The 16,578-nt window shown below is 71.6% G+C and carries 11 protein-coding genes and 1 pseudogene; 7 read left to right on the top strand and 5 right to left on the bottom strand.

What is annotated here, in order from left to right:
- Positions 1 to 215: 215 nt before the first annotated feature.
- Complete coding sequence (locus tag KBX00_RS26585) at positions 216 to 899, bottom strand: hypothetical protein (RefSeq protein WP_210830796.1); 684 nt, start codon at positions 897 to 899, stop codon at positions 216 to 218.
- A 69-nt stretch (positions 900 to 968) separates the two neighbouring features.
- Here KBX00_RS26585 and KBX00_RS26580 point away from each other — a divergent pair, with 69 nt between their 5' ends.
- From KBX00_RS26580 to KBX00_RS26570, 3 genes are all read left to right on the top strand, one after another.
- Positions 969 to 3,587 carry a valine--tRNA ligase gene (locus KBX00_RS26580; protein WP_210830795.1) on the top strand — a complete coding sequence of 873 codons (2,619 nt, stop codon included), beginning with the start codon at positions 969 to 971 and terminating at the stop codon, positions 3,585 to 3,587.
- Positions 3,588 to 3,778: 191 nt separating this feature from the next.
- A complete protein-coding gene (locus tag KBX00_RS26575; protein WP_301548674.1) occupies positions 3,779 to 5,050 on the top strand; it encodes a folylpolyglutamate synthase/dihydrofolate synthase family protein in 1,272 nt (423 codons plus the stop codon).
- The gene (locus KBX00_RS26570; RefSeq protein ID WP_210830794.1) at positions 5,047 to 5,412 is read left to right on the top strand and encodes a DUF4233 domain-containing protein; all 366 of its coding nucleotides are present in this window, start codon (positions 5,047 to 5,049) and stop codon (positions 5,410 to 5,412) included. Before KBX00_RS26575 ends, KBX00_RS26570 begins: the two co-directional genes overlap by 4 nt.
- Positions 5,413 to 5,461: 49 nt before the next feature.
- Here the strand turns inward: KBX00_RS26570 and KBX00_RS26565 are convergent, their stop codons facing one another.
- On the bottom strand, positions 5,462 to 6,913 hold the full coding sequence (locus tag KBX00_RS26565; protein ID WP_210830793.1) for a VOC family protein: 1,452 nt from the start codon (positions 6,911 to 6,913) through the stop codon (positions 5,462 to 5,464).
- Between the two features lie 141 nt (positions 6,914 to 7,054).
- Between KBX00_RS26565 and ndk the strand changes: the two genes are divergently transcribed.
- Positions 7,055 to 7,480 (top strand): nucleoside-diphosphate kinase, encoded by a 426-nt coding sequence (gene ndk, locus KBX00_RS26560; RefSeq protein ID WP_210830792.1) that lies wholly within the window; start codon positions 7,055 to 7,057, stop codon positions 7,478 to 7,480.
- A 14-nt stretch (positions 7,481 to 7,494) separates the two neighbouring features.
- Here ndk and sigJ read toward each other — a convergent pair whose 3' ends face one another.
- Both sigJ and KBX00_RS26550 read right to left on the bottom strand, forming a co-directional pair.
- Positions 7,495 to 8,373 (bottom strand): RNA polymerase sigma factor SigJ, encoded by an 879-nt coding sequence (gene sigJ, locus KBX00_RS26555; protein WP_307869087.1) that lies wholly within the window; start codon positions 8,371 to 8,373, stop codon positions 7,495 to 7,497.
- Complete coding sequence (locus tag KBX00_RS26550) at positions 8,370 to 8,810, bottom strand: carboxymuconolactone decarboxylase family protein (protein WP_210830791.1); 441 nt, start codon at positions 8,808 to 8,810, stop codon at positions 8,370 to 8,372. Before KBX00_RS26550 ends, sigJ begins: the two co-directional genes overlap by 4 nt.
- Before the next feature lie 180 nt (positions 8,811 to 8,990).
- Between KBX00_RS26550 and KBX00_RS26545 the strand changes: the two are divergent.
- The 3 genes and pseudogenes from KBX00_RS26545 (at position 8,991) to KBX00_RS26535 (ending at position 14,944) form a co-directional block, all read left to right on the top strand.
- A pseudogene (locus KBX00_RS26545) lies at positions 8,991 to 10,540 on the top strand (alkaline phosphatase).
- Positions 10,541 to 10,932: 392 nt separating this feature from the next.
- Positions 10,933 to 14,106 carry an isoleucine--tRNA ligase gene (gene ileS / locus KBX00_RS26540; protein WP_210830790.1) on the top strand — a complete coding sequence of 1,058 codons (3,174 nt, stop codon included), beginning with the start codon at positions 10,933 to 10,935 and terminating at the stop codon, positions 14,104 to 14,106.
- 139 nt (positions 14,107 to 14,245) lie between these two features.
- Positions 14,246 to 14,944 (top strand): 1-acyl-sn-glycerol-3-phosphate acyltransferase, encoded by a 699-nt coding sequence (locus KBX00_RS26535; protein WP_210830789.1) that lies wholly within the window; start codon positions 14,246 to 14,248, stop codon positions 14,942 to 14,944.
- A 67-nt stretch (positions 14,945 to 15,011) separates the two neighbouring features.
- Here KBX00_RS26535 and KBX00_RS29500 read toward each other — a convergent pair whose 3' ends face one another.
- Positions 15,012 to 16,445, bottom strand: coding sequence for a hypothetical protein (locus KBX00_RS29500; protein WP_301548667.1), 1,434 nt, complete (start codon positions 16,443 to 16,445; stop codon positions 15,012 to 15,014).
- Positions 16,446 to 16,578 lie beyond the last annotated feature (133 nt).

Genomic DNA, 16,578 nt, shown 5'->3' with positions numbered 1-16,578 from the left:
AAGCCCTCCAGCGCCGATGGTACTGCACCCGGGAGGGTGTGGGAGAGTAGGACACCGCCGGACACACTTCCCGTTCAGGGCCACCCACAGGGTGGCCCTGAACGCGTTTCCACAAGCATCACCGTGCGCGCTACGGTCCGGCAGCGGACGCTCCTGGACTGATCGGCCGGTCGGCCCGGGCCCGGCCGGCAACTGTGCTGCTGTGGGCAGCGAGGTCAGTCGCGGGTCTGCATGCTCTCCCGGATCTGCCGCAGCAGGCCGGCCGACTCGTCGACCGAACGGGCGGGAAACATGGCCAGCACCACGCTGCCGTGGTCGGCCCAACCGCAGACCGCGAAATCCCCGCCCTCGCCGCCGGTGCTGCCGCACTTCATCACGCCGCCCAGCCGGCCCGGTGACACGCCGTGAAGCCCGGTCACGGCTGCGGTCTCGTCGGCCATCAACTCGAACAGGCTCTCCAGATCCTGCTCCGGCTGCCACAGCAGGGTGGTGCCTCCGAAGATCAGTACCGATCGCTGTGCGTCGGCCGGGTCCTGGTAGACGGCACCGAAGCTGCTGTCGAGCTGAATGTCGGCGGCCAGCCCGCTCCGCAGGTAGTCGGCGGTGCTGGCCGCCCGGTCGCTGCTGTCCAGCCGAAGACCGGCGACCTGGTCGGGGGTGGTGATCCGGGCGTCCTTCTGCTGCACGATCCGCCAAGCCCAGGTGCCGAGCGCACCGACACCCACCAGCGCGATGATCGCGAGCACCACCACGACCAGGCGCCGCCGCCGGGACCGCACGTGGCGCCGGTCGGTGTCGTCGGTCGGCTCACGGTCGCCCAGCTCGATCGGCTCGTCGGTCAGCTCGACCAGCGAAGCGCCCTCGTCGAGCTGACGGGGACTGAGATGTGCGTCGGACATAGCCGACACCGTACGCGAACGACAGGTGGCGCACGTCGGGTCCGTCGAAGCGCTCCGTAGACTTTCAGGGTGACCGAGAGACTGGATGCCCGACGCCCCGACGCCCCGACCCTCGCCGGCCAGTACCAGCCGGGCGAGGTAGAGCAGCGACGGTACGAGCAGTGGGTAGCCGACGGTCGCTTCCGGGCCGCCGCGGACAGTGACCGGGAACCGTTCACCATCGTCATCCCGCCGCCGAACGTCACCGGCTCCCTGCACATGGGGCACGCGCTCGACCACACGGTGCAGGACGCCCTGGTCCGCCGCAAGCGGATGCAGGGCTACGAGGCACTCTGGCTGCCGGGGATGGACCATGCCGGGATCGCCACCCAGAACGTGGTCGAGCGGCAGCTCGCCGCGCAGGGGCTGTCCCGCCACGACCTGGGCCGGGAGAAGTTCGTCGAGCGGGTGTGGCAGTGGAAGGCGGAGTCCGGCGGCGCCATCCTCGGCCAGATGCGGCGGCTCGGCGACTCGGTCGACTGGGACCGGGAACGCTTCACCATGGACGAGGGCCTGTCCCGGGCCGTGCAGACGATGTTCAAGAAGCTCTACGACGACGGCTTGATCTACCGGGCGAACCGGATCATCAACTGGTGTCCGCGCTGCCTGACGGCCCTGTCCGACATCGAGGTGGAGCACACCGACGACGACGGCGAGCTGGTCTCGATCCGCTACAGCGACGACGTGGTGGTGGCCACCACCCGGGCGGAGACGATGCTCGGTGACACGGCGGTCGCCGTGCACCCGGACGACGAGCGGTACCGCCACCTGATCGGCACCGAGGTCGAGCTGCCGCTGACCGGGCGGCGGATCCCGATCGTGGGGGACTCCCACGTCGACCCGTCGTTCGGCACCGGCATGGTGAAGGTGACTCCGGCGCACGACCCGAACGACTTCGAGATCGGGCAGCGGCACGACCTGCCCGCTCTGACGATCATGGACGAGCGGGGGGTCATCACCGCCCACGGGCCGTTCGAGGGGTTGGACCGGTTCGAGGCCCGTCCGGCGATCGTGGCCGCGCTGCGGGCCGAGGGACGCATCGTCGCCGAGAAGCGGCCGTACGTGCACGCCGTCGGCCACTGCTCCCGGTGCCGGACCACCGTCGAGCCTCGGCTGTCGCTGCAGTGGTTCGTCAACACCTCGCCGCTGGCCAAGGCGGCCGGCGACGCGGTGCGCGACGGCCGGGTGCGCATCGAGCCGGCGGAGCTGGCCAAGCGCTATTTCGCCTGGGTCGACAACATGCACGACTGGTGCATCTCCCGGCAGCTCTGGTGGGGCCACCGGATCCCGGTCTGGTACGGCCCGGCCGGCGAGGTGGTTTGCGTCGGGCCCGACGAGGAACCGCCTGCCGGCGAGGGCTGGCATCAGGACGAGGACGTGCTGGACACCTGGTTCTCCAGCGGCCTCTGGCCGTTCTCCACGCTCGGCTGGCCGGAGCAGACTCCTGATCTGGCGAAGTTCTACCCGACCAGCGTGCTGGTCACCGGGTACGACATCCTGTTCTTCTGGGTCGCCCGGATGATGATGTTCGGCCTGTACGCGATGGATGGCCGGCAGCCGTTCGACGTGATCGCCCTGCACGGGATGGTCCGCGACGAGCACGGCAAGAAGATGTCCAAGTCGTTCGGCAACGTGGTCGACCCGCTGGACTGGATCGACAGGTACGGCGCCGACGCCACCCGGTTCACCCTGGCCCGGGGCGCAAACCCCGGCGGCGACGTGCCGGTCAGCGAGGAGTGGTGCCAGGGCTCGCGCAACTTCTGCAACAAGCTCTGGAACGCCACCCGGTTCGCGCTGATCAACGGTGTGCACACCGACGGCCCGATGCCGGACGCCGGGCGGTTGTCGACCGTCGACCGGTGGATCCTGTCCCGGCTGGCCCACGTCACCGCCGAGGTCGACGAGCAGTTCGAGGCGTACGAGTTCGCCAAGGTCTGTGACCTGCTGTACCACTTCGCCTGGGACGACGTCTGCGACTGGTACGTGGAGCTGAGCAAGCCGGTGCTGACCGGCGGCGGCGAACCGGCCGAGGTCAGCCGCCGTGTCCTCGGCCACGTGCTGGACCGGCTGCTGCGGCTGTTGCACCCGGTGATCCCGTTCGTCACGGAGGAGCTGTGGACGGCGCTCACCGGCGGGGAGACCGTACTGACGGCGGCGTGGCCCACGGCCGACCGGGCGCTGCTCGACGACGCGGCCGAGACGGAGGTGGCGACCCTCCAGCGGGTGGTGACCGAGGTTCGCCGGTTCCGCTCGGACCAGGGCCTGCGCCCGGCCCAGCGGGTCGCGGCCCGGCTGGACGGGCTGTCCGGTGCCGGTGTGTCGGCGCACGAGCCGTTGATCCGGTCGCTGGCCCGGCTGGACCCGGCCGGCGACGATTTCCAGGCCAGCGCGACGCTGGCCATGCCGGGTGAGGTCAGTGTCGCGTTGGACACCCGGGGCTCGATCGACGTTGCCGCCGAGCGGGCCCGGTTGACCAAGGACCGCGCGGCGGCGGAGAAGGAGGCGGGGCAGGCCCGGGCGAAGCTGGGCAACCCGGCGTTCGTCGGCAAGGCCCCCGAGCACGTCGTTTCCAAGATCCGCGAACGCTTGGCGGTCGCCGAGGCGGACCTGGCCCGCATCGACGCCGCCCTGGAGGCGCTTTCCTCGTGACCGACCGTACCGATGGCACCGACCGCACCGATCGCCGCCGTGACGAGCGGGCCGGTGCAGCAGCCGGCGAACGGACCGAACGCGCCCGTACCGACGATCGGGCGGGCGCGCGCGGTGAGCGCGTCGGCCGGGCGGAGCACGCCGCCTTCGCGCAGGTGGAAGCGGAGCTGGCCGCGCGCGGCTTCACCCGGATGGTCTTCGAGCTGGACCGCATCTCCTCCCTGCTGGACCTGCTGGGCAGCCCGCAGCGGGCGTACCCGTCGATCCACCTGACCGGGACCAACGGCAAGACCTCCACGGCCCGGATGATCGACTCGCTGCTGCGGGCCTTCGGGCTGCACACCGGGCGGTACACCAGCCCGCATCTGGAGACGGTGCGGGAGCGGATCAGCCTGGATGGCGAGCCGGTGGACGAGGCCCGGTTCACCGCCGTGTACCAGGAGGTGAAGCCGCTTGCCGAGCTGGTCGACGACCGATCGGCCGAGCCGCTCACCTACTTCGACATGACCACTGCTCTGGCCTTCGCCACCTTCGCCGACGCTCCGGTCGACGTGGCCGTGGTCGAGGTGGGTCTCGGTGGCGCCGAGGACGCCACGAACGTCATCCAGGCGGGGGTGTGCGTACTGACCCCGATCGGGCTCGACCACACGGAGTGGCTCGGTGACACGCTCCAGGACATCGCGGTGGCCAAGGCCGGCATCATTCACCAGGGTGCGACCGTGATCGCCGCCGCGCAGGAGGAGGAGGCCGCCCGGCCGATCCTGCAACGCTGCGCGGAGGTGGGCGCCACCGTGGCCCGGGAGGGCTCGGAGTTCGGCGTCCTGCGCCGGGCCGTCGCGGTCGGCGGCCAGGTGCTCACCCTGCAGGGGCTGGGCGGGGTGTACGAGGAGGTCTTCGTCCCGCTGCACGGTGCCCACCAGGCCCAGAACGCGGCGGTGGCGCTGGCCGCCGTCGAGGCATTCCTCGGTGCGGGTGCCCGCCGGCAGCTCGACGTGGAGGCGGTACGGGAAGGCTTCGCCGCCACCAGTTCCCCGGGGCGGCTGGAGCGGGTGCGTACCGCGCCGACGATCCTGCTCGACGGCGCGCACAATCCGCAGGGCATGGCGGCCACGGTCACCGCGTTGCAGGAGGAGTTCGCGTTCAGCAAGTTGGTGGCGGTGCTGGGGACTCTCGCCGACAAGGACGCCGCAAGCCTGCTGGAGCTGCTGGAACCGGTGGTCGACCAGCTTGTGGTGACCCGGAACAGCTCACCCCGGGCCCTGCCGGTCAAGGAACTGGCCGCGCTGGCCGCGGAGGTGTTCGGCCCAGACCGGGTCGAGGTGGCCGAGGAGATGCCGGACGCCATCGAGGCTGCGGTCGCGCTGGCCGAGGAGGACGTGCCGGGCGAGCTGGCCGGCGTCGGGGTGCTCATCACCGGTTCGGTGGTGACCGTGGCCGACGCCCGCCGGCTGCTGAAGCGATGACCGGCGACGGCGACGGCCAGCCGCGCCGGTCCGGTCTGCGCGACCCGCAGCGGGCGGTACGCGGTCTCGGTGCGGCTGCTCTCGCCCTGGAGGCGTTGGTGCTGCTGCTGGCGATCCAGCCGATCCGGGCCGTCGGCGGTGACCTCGGCGGTGCGGTAATCGCCGTGATCGTGGCGCTGGCCGTGGTCGCCATCGTGCTCGCCGGCCTGATGCGCCGCCCGTGGGCCTGGCACGCCGGCACCGTGGTGCAGGGGCTGTTGCTACTGTCCGGCCTGCTGCACTGGTCGCTGTTCGTGCTCGGCGTGATGTTCGCACTGGTGTGGGCGTACGCGCTGCACGTGCGCCGGGTGATCCTGGGCTGACCCGGCTGCTTCGGCGGGTGCGTCAGGCTCCTCCCGCAGGCCGAGGCCGTCAGGCCTCGGCGAGTTCCCGCCACTGGGTCAGCGCGATGCCGTGTCCGTCGGGGTCGCGGAACGCCGCCGCCCACACCTCCAGCTTGCTGCCACGGTTGACCACCCGAGGTGGGTAGGTGAACCGGACGCCGGACTCCCGCAGTCGCTCGTACGCCGGCTGGATGTCGTCCACGTCCAGGTTGACGTGGACCAGCCGGCGACTGATCGGCTGGGCCCCGGTCACCTCGCGTAGTACCAGGCGGGTCGTCCCCGAGGAGAGCACCGCATTGGCGGCGCCCCGGTCGACCTCGGTGAAACCGAGCCGGTCCCGGTAGAACTCCAGGGAACGGGACAAATCTGTCACCAGCAGGGTGATGCCCACTCCGCTGATCGGGGCCGCCGGATCCGCGGCGTCCGGATCGAAGCCGAAAATCGCCTCGTCCAGTTCCCCCGCGTCGACCGTGCCCGTCCGATCGGCCGCCGGCTGCGGGTGGCCGCTTGCCGGCAGGTCGGCGGCGGCCGCCGGGCCCGGTTCCGGGTCGTCGAGTGGCAGGTCGAGCGGGTCGAGGGGAGCCATCGGGTCGGTCAGGCCCGTGCTCGGGCCGGTCGGTGGCTGCGGGGGTCGCCCCGAGGTCACCGGATCGGCTATCGGGTCGGCGGATTCGTCGCCGACGGAGGTCGCCGCGGTGGCGAGTCGTTCCTCGGCCGGTGTACGTGGGGCGGGCGTGGCTCGGCGGGGCAGCCGATGCTCGTCGGAGCGCTCCACCACGGTCCCCTCCAGCACGACCGGACGGCCCGGCCGCTGGCGTACCCGCACCGTCTCGTGGCGCTCCACGTGCTCCACGGTTTCGACCGGGGCGTCGTGCGGTTGGCTGTCCGGCGGACCGCCGGGCGGGCCGTCAGGCGGATCGGCCGAGGGGTCGTGGAAGTCGTCCTCCGGCGTCCGGCCGGCCCAGGGCGGCGCCTCCTGCCCGATCAGCACCTCGTCCGGCGGCACCGTGGCGAACTCGGGAGGCAGGTCGGCGGTGCTGCCGGCCTCGGTATGGGTGAGCACCTCGTCCCAGAGCACCCGGACGTGTCGCGGGTCGTCCAACGCCACCCGGATCGGCAGGGTCTGCCCCAGCGACGGCCACTTCGACACCGGAACCCTCGGCTCGATGATCTTTTTCGAGCGGGGCGGTAGCCCGGGTGCGTCGATCACCAGTTGGAGTTCGCAGCGACCGAAGGCGTACTGGGTCGGTGGTTCGGAGGCGCTGTGCACGTGGCCGGCGCCGACGACCCAGGTGCGGCCGCCGCCGCGCACGGTGGCCAGCGCGATCGCCAGGGCGAGCAGGGCGGCACCGAGTGCGACGATCGCCCAGCTGGTCATGCCCAGGCCGAAGAGGATGACGAAGGTGGCCACGGTGCCCAGCACCGCGGCGATCAACTTGCGTACCGGTGCGATGGGTCGGTTGCCGCCACCATTCGCCACAGTGGACCTCCCGGGGGTCAGGGCCAGGCTAGGCCGGATCGGGGGCCGGGGGAAGGCCGGCCACCGCGCCGGCGCCGGGACCGGGTCGCTAGGCTGACCGTACCCAGCCCGACCGGCTTCCGCTCTGAGGAGGAACCCAGCGTGTCCAGCAGCAGCCCGGACGACCGCACGCTCGTCCTGATCAAGCCCGACGCGGTTCGTCGAGGACTGGTGGGCGAGATCATCTCCCGGTTCGAGCGTAAGGGGCTGCGGATCGACGCGATGGTGTCCCGGACGATGGACGCCACGCTGGCCGACGAGCACTACGCGGAGCACGTCGACAAGGCGTTCTACCCGCCGCTGAAGGCCTTCATGACCGGTGGTCCGCTGGTCGCGTTGGTGCTCTCCGGCGACCAGGTCATCGAGGTGGTGCGTGGCCTGATCGGTGCGACCGACGGGCGTAAGGCCGTCGCCGGCACCATCCGGGGCGACCTGTCCCTGTCCAACCGGGAGAACCTGGTGCACGCCTCCGACTCGGCCGACAGCGCCAAGCGCGAGCTGGCGCTCTGGTTCCCCGAGCTGGGCTGAGCCGGCCGGTCGGTTCAGGCCGCCCAGGGCAGCTTGTCCGGGTTGGCCACCAGGAAGATGTCGGTGATCCGGCCGCCGGCCGTGCCGAGGGTGACCGCGTACGCGAGACCGCCTGCGGTGGTCACCACGGCGGCCGGCTGGCCGTTGAGTTCCGTGCGCCGCACGGTGAGTGGCCAGCTCTTGTCGCGGATGCCCAGTAGGAACCGGCCCACCCGGTCGGCGCCGGTGACCGGGTTGCGGGCGGCCCGCACCCGGCCGCCGCCGTCGCTCCACGCGGTCGCGTCCGCGGCGACCAGATCGGTGAGCGCGGCCAGGTCACCCTCGGTGGCGGCGGCGATGAACGCCTCCAGCAGCCGCTCCTGCTCCGCCCGGTCGGCGGTGAACCGGCGCTTGTCGCCCCCGATCCGCACGCTCGCCCGGTGGTGCAACTGACGGCAGTCCTCCGCGGAGCGGTCCAGCAGCTCGGCGATCTCCGCGTAGGGCAGCTCGAAGGCGGTGTGCAGCACGTAGACGGCGCGCTCCGGCGGGGTGAGCCGCTCCAGCAGGTGCAGCAGCGCGGTGGAGAGCGAGTCGCGCAACTCGGCACGCTCCAGCGGCCCGAACGGCGACGGCGCGGTCGGCACCGGCTCCGGTAGCCACGGCCCGACGTACGTCTCGCGGGCGGCCTGTCGGGCCCGCAGCCGGTCCATCGACAGGTGGGTCACCACCCGGGACAGGTAGCGACGTGGCTCGCTCACCTCGGCGCGGTCGACCCGTAACCAGCGTAGGTACGCCTCCTGGAGGACGTCCTCGGCGTCGTGCCGGCTGCCCAGCAGACGGTAGGCCAGCCCGAGCAGCATCGGCCGGTGCGCGTCGAGCGCACCGGCCGCCTCCGCCGCCTCGACCGGACTCACACGTCCGTCGGCAGCTCGTTGCGGAAGGTCACCGCGATCCGGTTCCACACGTTGATTGTGGCAATTGCCAGAACCAGGTCGGCGAGGGCCTTCTCCGACCAGACCTTCGACGCGGCGTCCCAGACGTCGTCGGGCACGCCATGCTCGCCCAGCCGGGTGACCGCGTCGGTCAGTGCGAGCGCGGCGCGTTCCCGCTCGTCGAAGAAGGGCGCCTCCCGCCAGGCGGCCACCGCGAACAGCCGCCGGCTCGACTCGCCGGTGCCGAGCGCTTCCCGGCTGTGCATGTCGACGCAGTACGTGCAGCCGTTCAGCATCGACGCGCGCAGCTTCACCAGTTCCAGCACGGTGTGCTCGACGTTGGCCCGGACGTACTTCTCCAGCCCCAGCACGGCGTTGAAGGCCTCCGGCGCCACCTCGGCCACGTTGATCCGCTGCATGACAACCTCCCGGTAGATCGGTATGACACCACCACGACGGATCACCGGGGTCGCCGCGTGACAGGCGGGGAATGTGACGGCGGCCATGCACCGTTCCGGTGGCGGTCATCCGCGCAGACGTCGATGGCCACGTCCGCCCGGTAGACCGAAGCGGTCAGTCCCCTCATTCCAGGAGGAACGATGACCGAACTCGATCGACGTACCCTGCTGCGCGCCGGTCTGGTCGCTGGTGCCGGTGTCGCCGGCGGTGCGCTGCTGGGCGGACCGGGCGCGCTCGCCGGACCGGCCTGGCGGCCCTCCGGGCGGCCGATGCTGACCCACGGTGTGCAGAGCGGGGCCGCCACGACGGACTGCGCGGTGCTCTGGACCCGAGCCGACCGTCCGGGCCGGATGCTGGTGGAGGTGGCTCGCCGGCCCGACTTCCGCGGTGCCCGTCAGGTACGCGGGCCGCTGCTGACCCCGAGCACCGACTTCACCGGCAAGGTGCGGCTGCGCGGGCTGCCCGGCGCCGAGCGGCTGCATTACCGGGTGCGGGTGGAGAGCCTGGACCGGCCGGGCCTGGCCAGCGCGCCGTCGACCGGATCACTGACCACCGCGCCGTCCTCGCGCCACCGTCGTGACGTGCGGTTCGTCTGGACCGGGGACATCGCGGGACAGGGCTGGGGCATCGCACCGGACTTCGGTGGCATGGAGATCTTCCGGGCGATGCGGGAGCGTCGGCCGGACTTCTTCCTGTGCAGCGGCGACACGGTCTACGCCGACAATCCGCTCACCGAGACGGTGACGCTGCCCGACGGGCGGGAGTGGCGCAACCTGGTCGTGCCGGAGAAGCTCAAGGTCGCCGAGTCGCTGGCCGAGTTCCGTGGGCAGTTCGCGTACAACCTGCTCGACGAGCATCTGCGGGCGTTCGTCGCGGAGGTGCCCCAGGTCAACCAGTGGGACGACCACGAGGTGACAAACAACTGGTACCCGGGCGAGGTGTTGACCGACAGCCGCTACACCGAGCGGCGGGTGGACGTGCTGGCCGCGCGGGCCCGGCGGGCCTTCGACGAGTGGCTGCCCACGCCGCCACGCGGACCGGGCTACCGACGGCTGTCGTACGGCCCGTTGCTGGATCTCTTCGTGCTGGACATGCGGACCTACAAGGACCCCAACGACGGCAACACCTACGCCGACCGGGAGCGTGGCCTGCTCGGCGCCGAGCAGCGGGCCTGGCTGATCCGCGAGCTGGCCCGGTCCCGGGCCACCTGGAAGGTGATCGCCATCGACCTGCCGCTCGGACTGGTGGGCCCGACGGATCCGACGCGCAGGAGGGCGTGGCGCAGGGCGACCCGGGTGCGCCGGCCGGCCGGGAGCTGGAGTTCGCCCAGGTGCTCGGCGCGGCCCACCGGGCCGGGGTGACCGGCATCGTCTTCCTCACGGCCGACGTGCACTACACCGCGGCGCACCACTACGACCCGGCCCGGGCGGCGGTCGCCGACTTCACCCCGTTCTGGGAGTTCGTCTCCGGGCCGGCGCACGCCGGCGCGTTCGGCCCCAACGCCCTGGACGGCACCTTCGGCCCGAAGGCGGTCTTCGTCAACGCCCCGCCGCGGGCCAACACGTCCCCGGCGGAGGGCTTCCAACACTTCGGCGAGGTCCACATCGACGCCGACACCCGTGCCCTGACCGTCCACCTCCGCAACCGCCAGGGCCACTCCCTCTGGACCACCACCCTCCCCACCCCCTGACCACACCCCCGCTCCCCGCCCGCCGCGACCTTGCACTTTCTGTCCGCGCATAACGGTGTAGAAGCCGTGAATGGGGGACCAGAACTGCAAGATCGCGGAGGGCGGGAGCGTCGGGGTTATTGGGGGGAGGGGTGGGAGGTGGGGTGGGTATCATGGGAGGGCGGCGATGATCCGGCTATCACCGGGGAGCTTCCGGAAGAACGGCCGGGCGACCGGCTCAGTAGAACCGGACGGGGCGGCCCGTTATCGCCGACCTAACGAGCGGGCGGTCGATCCTGACCGTCAAGCGGGGTGGTACCGCGGGTCCGACCCGGGGCGCCGGTGACGGCGTACCGGAGGGCTCGTCCTCGCAGACCCACGACAGTGAGCGTCAGCGAGGAGAGCGACAGGCGATGGCCTATCCGTTGCACGACCCGACCGCCGGCGGCGTACCGGCGAGCCCGGACCTGCCCGCGGTCGAGCGCCGGGTCCTTGAGCACTGGACGGCCGACAAGACCTTCGAGGCCAGCGTCGACAGCCGCGAGGCCGGCCGCAACGGCGACAACGAGTACGTCTTCTACGACGGCCCGCCGTTCGCCAACGGTCTGCCCCACTACGGCCACCTGTTCACCGGGTACGTCAAGGACGTGGTGCCGCGCTACCAGACCATGCGAGGCCGACGGGTGGAGCGGCGCTTCGGCTGGGACTGCCATGGCCTGCCCGCCGAGGTGGTCGCCGAGAAGCAGCTCGGCATCACCAGCAAGGCGGAGATCCTCGACCTCGGCGTGGCCCGGTTCAACGACGCATGCCGCGCCTCGGTGCTGGAGTTCACCCAGGACTGGGAGCGCTACGTCACCCGCCAGGCCCGCTGGGTCGACTTCACGAACGATTACAAGACCCTCGACCTGGACTACATGGAAAGCGTCATGTGGGCCTTCAAGACCCTGCACGACAAGGGTCTGGTGTACGAGGGCTTCCGGGTGCTGGCGTACTGCTGGCGGTGTGAGACGCCGCTGTCGAACACCGAGACCCGGATGGACGACGTCTACCGCGACCGGCACGACCCGACGCTGTCGGTGTGGTTCGAGCTGACCGCCGACGACTCGGCACCGGAACTGCTCCGGGGGCCGGTGCGGCTGGGTGTCTGGACGACCACCCCGTGGACCCTGCCGTCGAACCTGGCGCTCGCCGTCGGCCCGGACATCGAGTACGCGGTGCTGGAGCGTGACGGCGTCCGGCACCTGGTCGGCGCGGCGCGGCTCGGTGCGTACGCCACGGAACTCGACGGGTACCAGCAGGTCGGCACGGTGCGCGGCGCGGACCTGGTCGGTCGCCGCTACACGCCGCTGTTCGACTTCCTGGTCGCCCACGCCGGTGACAACGCCTATCAGGTGCTCGGCGCGGACTTCGTGACCACCGAGGACGGCACCGGGATCGTGCACCTGGCCCCCGCGTTCGGCGAGGACGACCAGAACGTCTGCAACGCGGCCGGCATCCCGACCATCGTCACCGTCGACGATCACACCCGGTTCACCGGGCTGGTCCCGCCCTTCGAGGGTGAGCAGGTCTTCGACGTCAACAAGCCGGTGATCCGTCAGCTCAAGGAGCGGGGGGTGGTGCTCAAGCAGGACACCTACACCCACTCGTACCCGCACTGCTGGCGCTGCGACACGCCGCTTGTCTACAAGGCCGTGTCCTCGTGGTTCGTCGCGGTGACGCAGTTCAAGGACCGGATGGTCGAGCTGAACCAGCAGATCAACTGGACGCCGGGGCACATCAAGGACGGCTCTTTCGGCAAGTGGCTGGCCAACGCCCGCGACTGGTCGATCAGCCGTAACCGGTTCTGGGGCTCGCCGATCCCGGTGTGGAAGTCCGACGACCCCAATTACCCGCGGGTCGACGTGTACGGGTCGCTGGCGGAGATCGAGCGGGACTTCGGGGTACGGCTGACGGATCTGCACCGGCCGGCGGTGGACGACCTGGTCCGCCCCAACCCGGACGACCCGACCGGAAAGTCGATGATGCGCCGGGTGCCGGAGGTGCTGGACTGCTGGTTCGAGTCCGGCTCGATGCCGTTCGCCCAGGTGCACTACCCGTTCGAGAACGCCGGGTGGTTCGAGCACCACTACCCGGGCGACTTCATCGTGGAGTACATCGGGCAGACCCGGGGCTGGTTCTACACCATGCACGTGCTGGCCACCGCGCTGTTCGACCGACCGGCGTTCCGCAACTGCCTCAGCCACGGCATCCTGCTCGGCTCCGACGGGCGCAAGATGTCCAAGAGCCTGCGCAACTACCCGGACGTCTACCACGTCTTCGACTCGTACGGGTCGGACGCGATGCGCTGGATGCTGATGTCCTCGCCGGTGCTGCGGGGCGGGGACATGCCGGTCACCGAGTCGAGCGTGCGCGACGCTGTCCGGCAGGTGCTGCTGCCGCTGTGGAACGTCTGGTACTTCTTCTCGCTCTACGCCAACGCCGATTCGCACCTGGCGAAGCGGAAGACCGACACCGCGCCGGCTGGTGGCGGCGGAGCCGCCGGCAACCTGCTCGACCGGTACGTGCTGGCGAAGACCAACGAGCTGGTGTCGACGGTCGGCGCGCAGATGGACGCGTACGACATCTCGGGCGCCTGCGCCACCGTCCGGTCCTACCTGGACGCGTTGACCAACTGGTACGTGCGTCGTTCCCGAGACCGGTTCTGGGCGGGCGACGCGGACGCGTTCGACACGCTGTGGACCGTGCTGGAGACGCTCTGCCGGGTGGTGGCGCCGCTGGCGCCGCTCACCGCCGAGGAGATCTGGCGCGGGCTGACCGGCGAGCGGTCGGTGCACCTGACCGACTGGCCGGTGGCCGAGGAGTTTCCGGCCGACCACGAGCTGGTCGCCGCGATGGACGCGGTGCGGGCGGTGGCCTCCGCGACGCTGTCGCTGCGCAAGACCAAGGGGCTGCGGGTACGGCTGCCGCTGGCGAAGCTGACCGTGGCCAGCCCGGCGGCCGGGCAGCTGCGGCCGTTCGCCGACCTGCTCGCCGACGAGGTCAACGTCAAGGAGGTCGAGGTCACCGACGAGGTGTCGGTGTACTGCCAGCAGGTGTTGACGGTGGTGCCGCGAGCGCTCGGGCCCCGGGTCGGCAAGCAGGTGCAACAGGTGATCAAGGCGGTCAAGGCGGGCGAGTGGGAGCTGGTCGACGGTGCCCCGGTGGCCGCCGGCGTCACCCTCGCCGACGGCGAGTACGAGCTGCGCCTGGTCGCCGCCGACGCCGAGCACTCGGCGCCGCTGCCCGGCGGCGAGGGGGTGGTGGTGCTGGACACCACGGTCACCGCCGAACTCGCCGCCGAGGGGTTGGCCCGGGACTTCGTCCGGGTGGTGCAGCAGGCGCGCCGGGACGCCGATCTCGACGTGTCCGACCGGATCGTGGTGACGGCGTCGGGCTCCGACGAGGTCCGGACGGCGGTGGCCGGGCACCGTGACTTCGTGGTCCGGGAGGTGTTGGCCGACAGCGTCGACTTCGCCGAGGGGATCGACGGCTTCGCCGGTGAGGTCGGCGAGGGCGTACCCGTGACCGTGGTGGTGCGTCGGGTCTGAGTTGTCCGAAGGGGGCCCTTCCGACCGGAAGGGCCCCCGCACTCAGCCAGCGGACGCGGCCGACCTCACGCTCGCCGGCGTGGGGCGGTCCGCTACGGTGACACCGCCTCTTACCTCACTCGATCCGCCCGGAGGACCAGTGCCGCTGCTCTACACCATCGGCAAGCTCACCGTGGGGCCCGCGATGCGGCTGGCGTTCCGTCCGACGGTGGAGGGGCTGGAGCACATCCCGGACCAGGGCGGCGCGATCTTCGCCGGCAACCACCTGTCGGTGGCCGACGAGCTGTTCCTCGGCACGGTGGTGCCCCGGCACCTGGCGTTCTGGGCCAAGTCCGAGTACTTCACCGGCACTGGCGTCAAGGGCCGCTTCTCCAAGTTCGTCCTCACCGGTCTCGGCGCGATCCCGGTGGAGCGGGCCGGCGGGCGGGCCGCGCTGGCCGCGTTCGACGCCGCCATCCCGGCGCTCAAGGGCGGGGACCTGGTGGTCGTCTACCCGGAGGGCACCCGTTCGCCGGACGGGCGACTGTACCGGGGGCGTACCGGAGCGGTCCGGCTCGCCATCGCGGCCGGCGTGCCGATCATCCCGGTGGGCATGATCGGCACCGAGAAGGTACAGCCGATCGGTGCCCGGGTGCCGCGCCCCTTCACCGGTGAGATCACCATCAGGTTCGGCAAGCCGCTCGACTACACCGGTCGCTCCGACGACCGACTGTCGCTGCGACAGCTGACCGACGAGATGATGGGTGAGATCCAGAAGCTCACCGGCCAGGAGTACGTGCCTCGCTACGCCCCGCCGCGGGCCCATCCGCCGGTCAGCGGAGAGACCGACGCCGGCTGAGCCGACGGCGCCCGAGCCGCCGCCCGCCGGTTGACACGTGGCTGGGGCGGGTGGCCGGCCACCTCGGTCAACCGTCGGTGGTGACGATCTGGTCCCGTAGGGTGCCCAGCAGCCGGGAGCTGTCGTCCACGGAGAGCCCGGTGAAGACACCGGTGGTGATGCTGCCGTGGTCGGCCGAGGTGCACACCACCGCGCCGACACCGTCGGTGCGGCCCACGGCGCAACGCTCGTGGCGACCCCGGACGCCGGTCTCCATGATCTGCTTCTCGCCGAGTGCGTACTGGTCTCTGAGTCGTTCGATCTCGGCGTCGGCATCCGCCGACGGGGTGAACCGGAAGCCGGTGCCGCCGAAGACGGTCACCCGCTTGCCGTTGCTGGTGTGGTAGATCCCGGCGAAGGTGTCCTCGGCGAGCCAGTGCGACTGGCGCATCTGGGTCTCCAGTTGCCGCGCGTCGCGGGTGCTGCGCGGGTCCTCGCGCAGCCGCAGGTCGGCCACCTGCTGGGGCAACGCGGCGTTGGCCGGGTACTGGCTGGCCATCGGCACGCCGTAGTAGGCCGGGCAGCCGCAGCAGCAGGCCAGGGTCAACAGCAGCAACCAGGGCCAACGACGACGCTTGCGGACCGGCACCGGGACGTACCCCGCGGGTGGCTGCCAACCCGGGGGAGGTACGACCGGTCCAGCCTTGGCCTTCTTCCTGCCCCGCCGACCACGCGGCGGTGGTGACGCCGGTGGGCCGGCCGGGCCGGGCGGGTAGGGGCCGGGCGGTTGTGGCTGCTGCCGCGGCCCGACCCCGGGTGGGAGCTGGTGCTGCGGCGCGGCCTGGGGCTGGTGCTGCGGCGCGGCCTGGGGCTGGTGCTGTGGCGCGGGCTGGTGCTGTGGCGCGGGCTGGGGCGGCGGAACCGGCGAGACCGGCGTCGGGGGGCCGGAGTACGGCCGGGTCGGCGGTGGGCTCGGGTAGGACAGCGTCGGCGGCAGGGCGGGAAAATCGGTCGAGGGAAGATCCCAGCCGCTCGTGTCGACGCCGGCCCACGGATCCACAGGCGTCTGGTGCTCCGGCTGCGGCACCGGGGGGGCCGGCGCCGGGGTGGGTTCGGCCGACTCGCCCCAGCCCCGTCGGCGCGGTGTTGCCGGCGGTACCGGTGCCGAGCCGCTCCAGCGCGGGGTCGCCGTCTCCGGCGCGGACTCGGGCAGCACGCGGGTGCCCTGCGGACCGACAGGCGGTTCCGGCGGGACGGAGGGCTGCCTGCCGTCGGGGTCGGCGTCGGCGGGTGGGTCGATCCGGGTGGGTGCCGCGACGTCGGCGGGCGGGCCCGCCTCGGTGGGTGCCACGTCGACGGGCTCGTTGTCGGCCTGCTTGGTCTCGTCCGAGCTGGCCGACTGACCGTCGGCCGCTGCGGGGTCGTTGGGCAGTTCGTGGGTGACCGCCGGCTCCCCGCCCCGGTTTTCATCCGGACGGCTCCCGTCGACCGGCCGGTCGGCTCCCGGCTGCGGCTCCGGCATCGCGGCAATCTCCTCTCGCGCCGGTCCGAGGTTAGTACCGGTGTGCCACCGGGACCGACCCGGGATGACAGGACAGCTGATCCGAGCGGGTGCGCCGGCAGCTGCCGTTCACCGATGGTGGTCGGACGGATGC

The organism is Micromonospora sp. C95 (genome assembly GCF_018070465.1).
Classification (GTDB): Bacteria; Actinomycetota; Actinomycetes; order Mycobacteriales; family Micromonosporaceae; genus Micromonospora.
Note: the sequence above shows the minus strand (reverse complement) of the source record. Positions and strands in the feature narration are given on the sequence as shown.

Excerpts from the sequence above, each read along its gene's own strand:
- KBX00_RS26585 (WP_210830796.1), bottom strand. The coding sequence starts at position 899 with ATGTCCGACGCACATCTCAGTCCCCGTCAGCTCGACGAGGGCGCTTCG.
- KBX00_RS26575 (WP_301548674.1), top strand. The coding sequence starts at position 3,779 with ATGGTCTTCGAGCTGGACCGCATCTCCTCCCTGCTGGACCTGCTGGGC.
- KBX00_RS26570 (WP_210830794.1), top strand. The coding sequence starts at position 5,047 with ATGACCGGCGACGGCGACGGCCAGCCGCGCCGGTCCGGTCTGCGCGAC.
- KBX00_RS26550 (WP_210830791.1), bottom strand. The coding sequence starts at position 8,810 with ATGCAGCGGATCAACGTGGCCGAGGTGGCGCCGGAGGCCTTCAACGCC.
- ileS (WP_210830790.1), top strand. The coding sequence starts at position 10,933 with ATGGCCTATCCGTTGCACGACCCGACCGCCGGCGGCGTACCGGCGAGC.
- KBX00_RS29500 (WP_301548667.1), bottom strand. The coding sequence starts at position 16,445 with ATGCCGGAGCCGCAGCCGGGAGCCGACCGGCCGGTCGACGGGAGCCGT.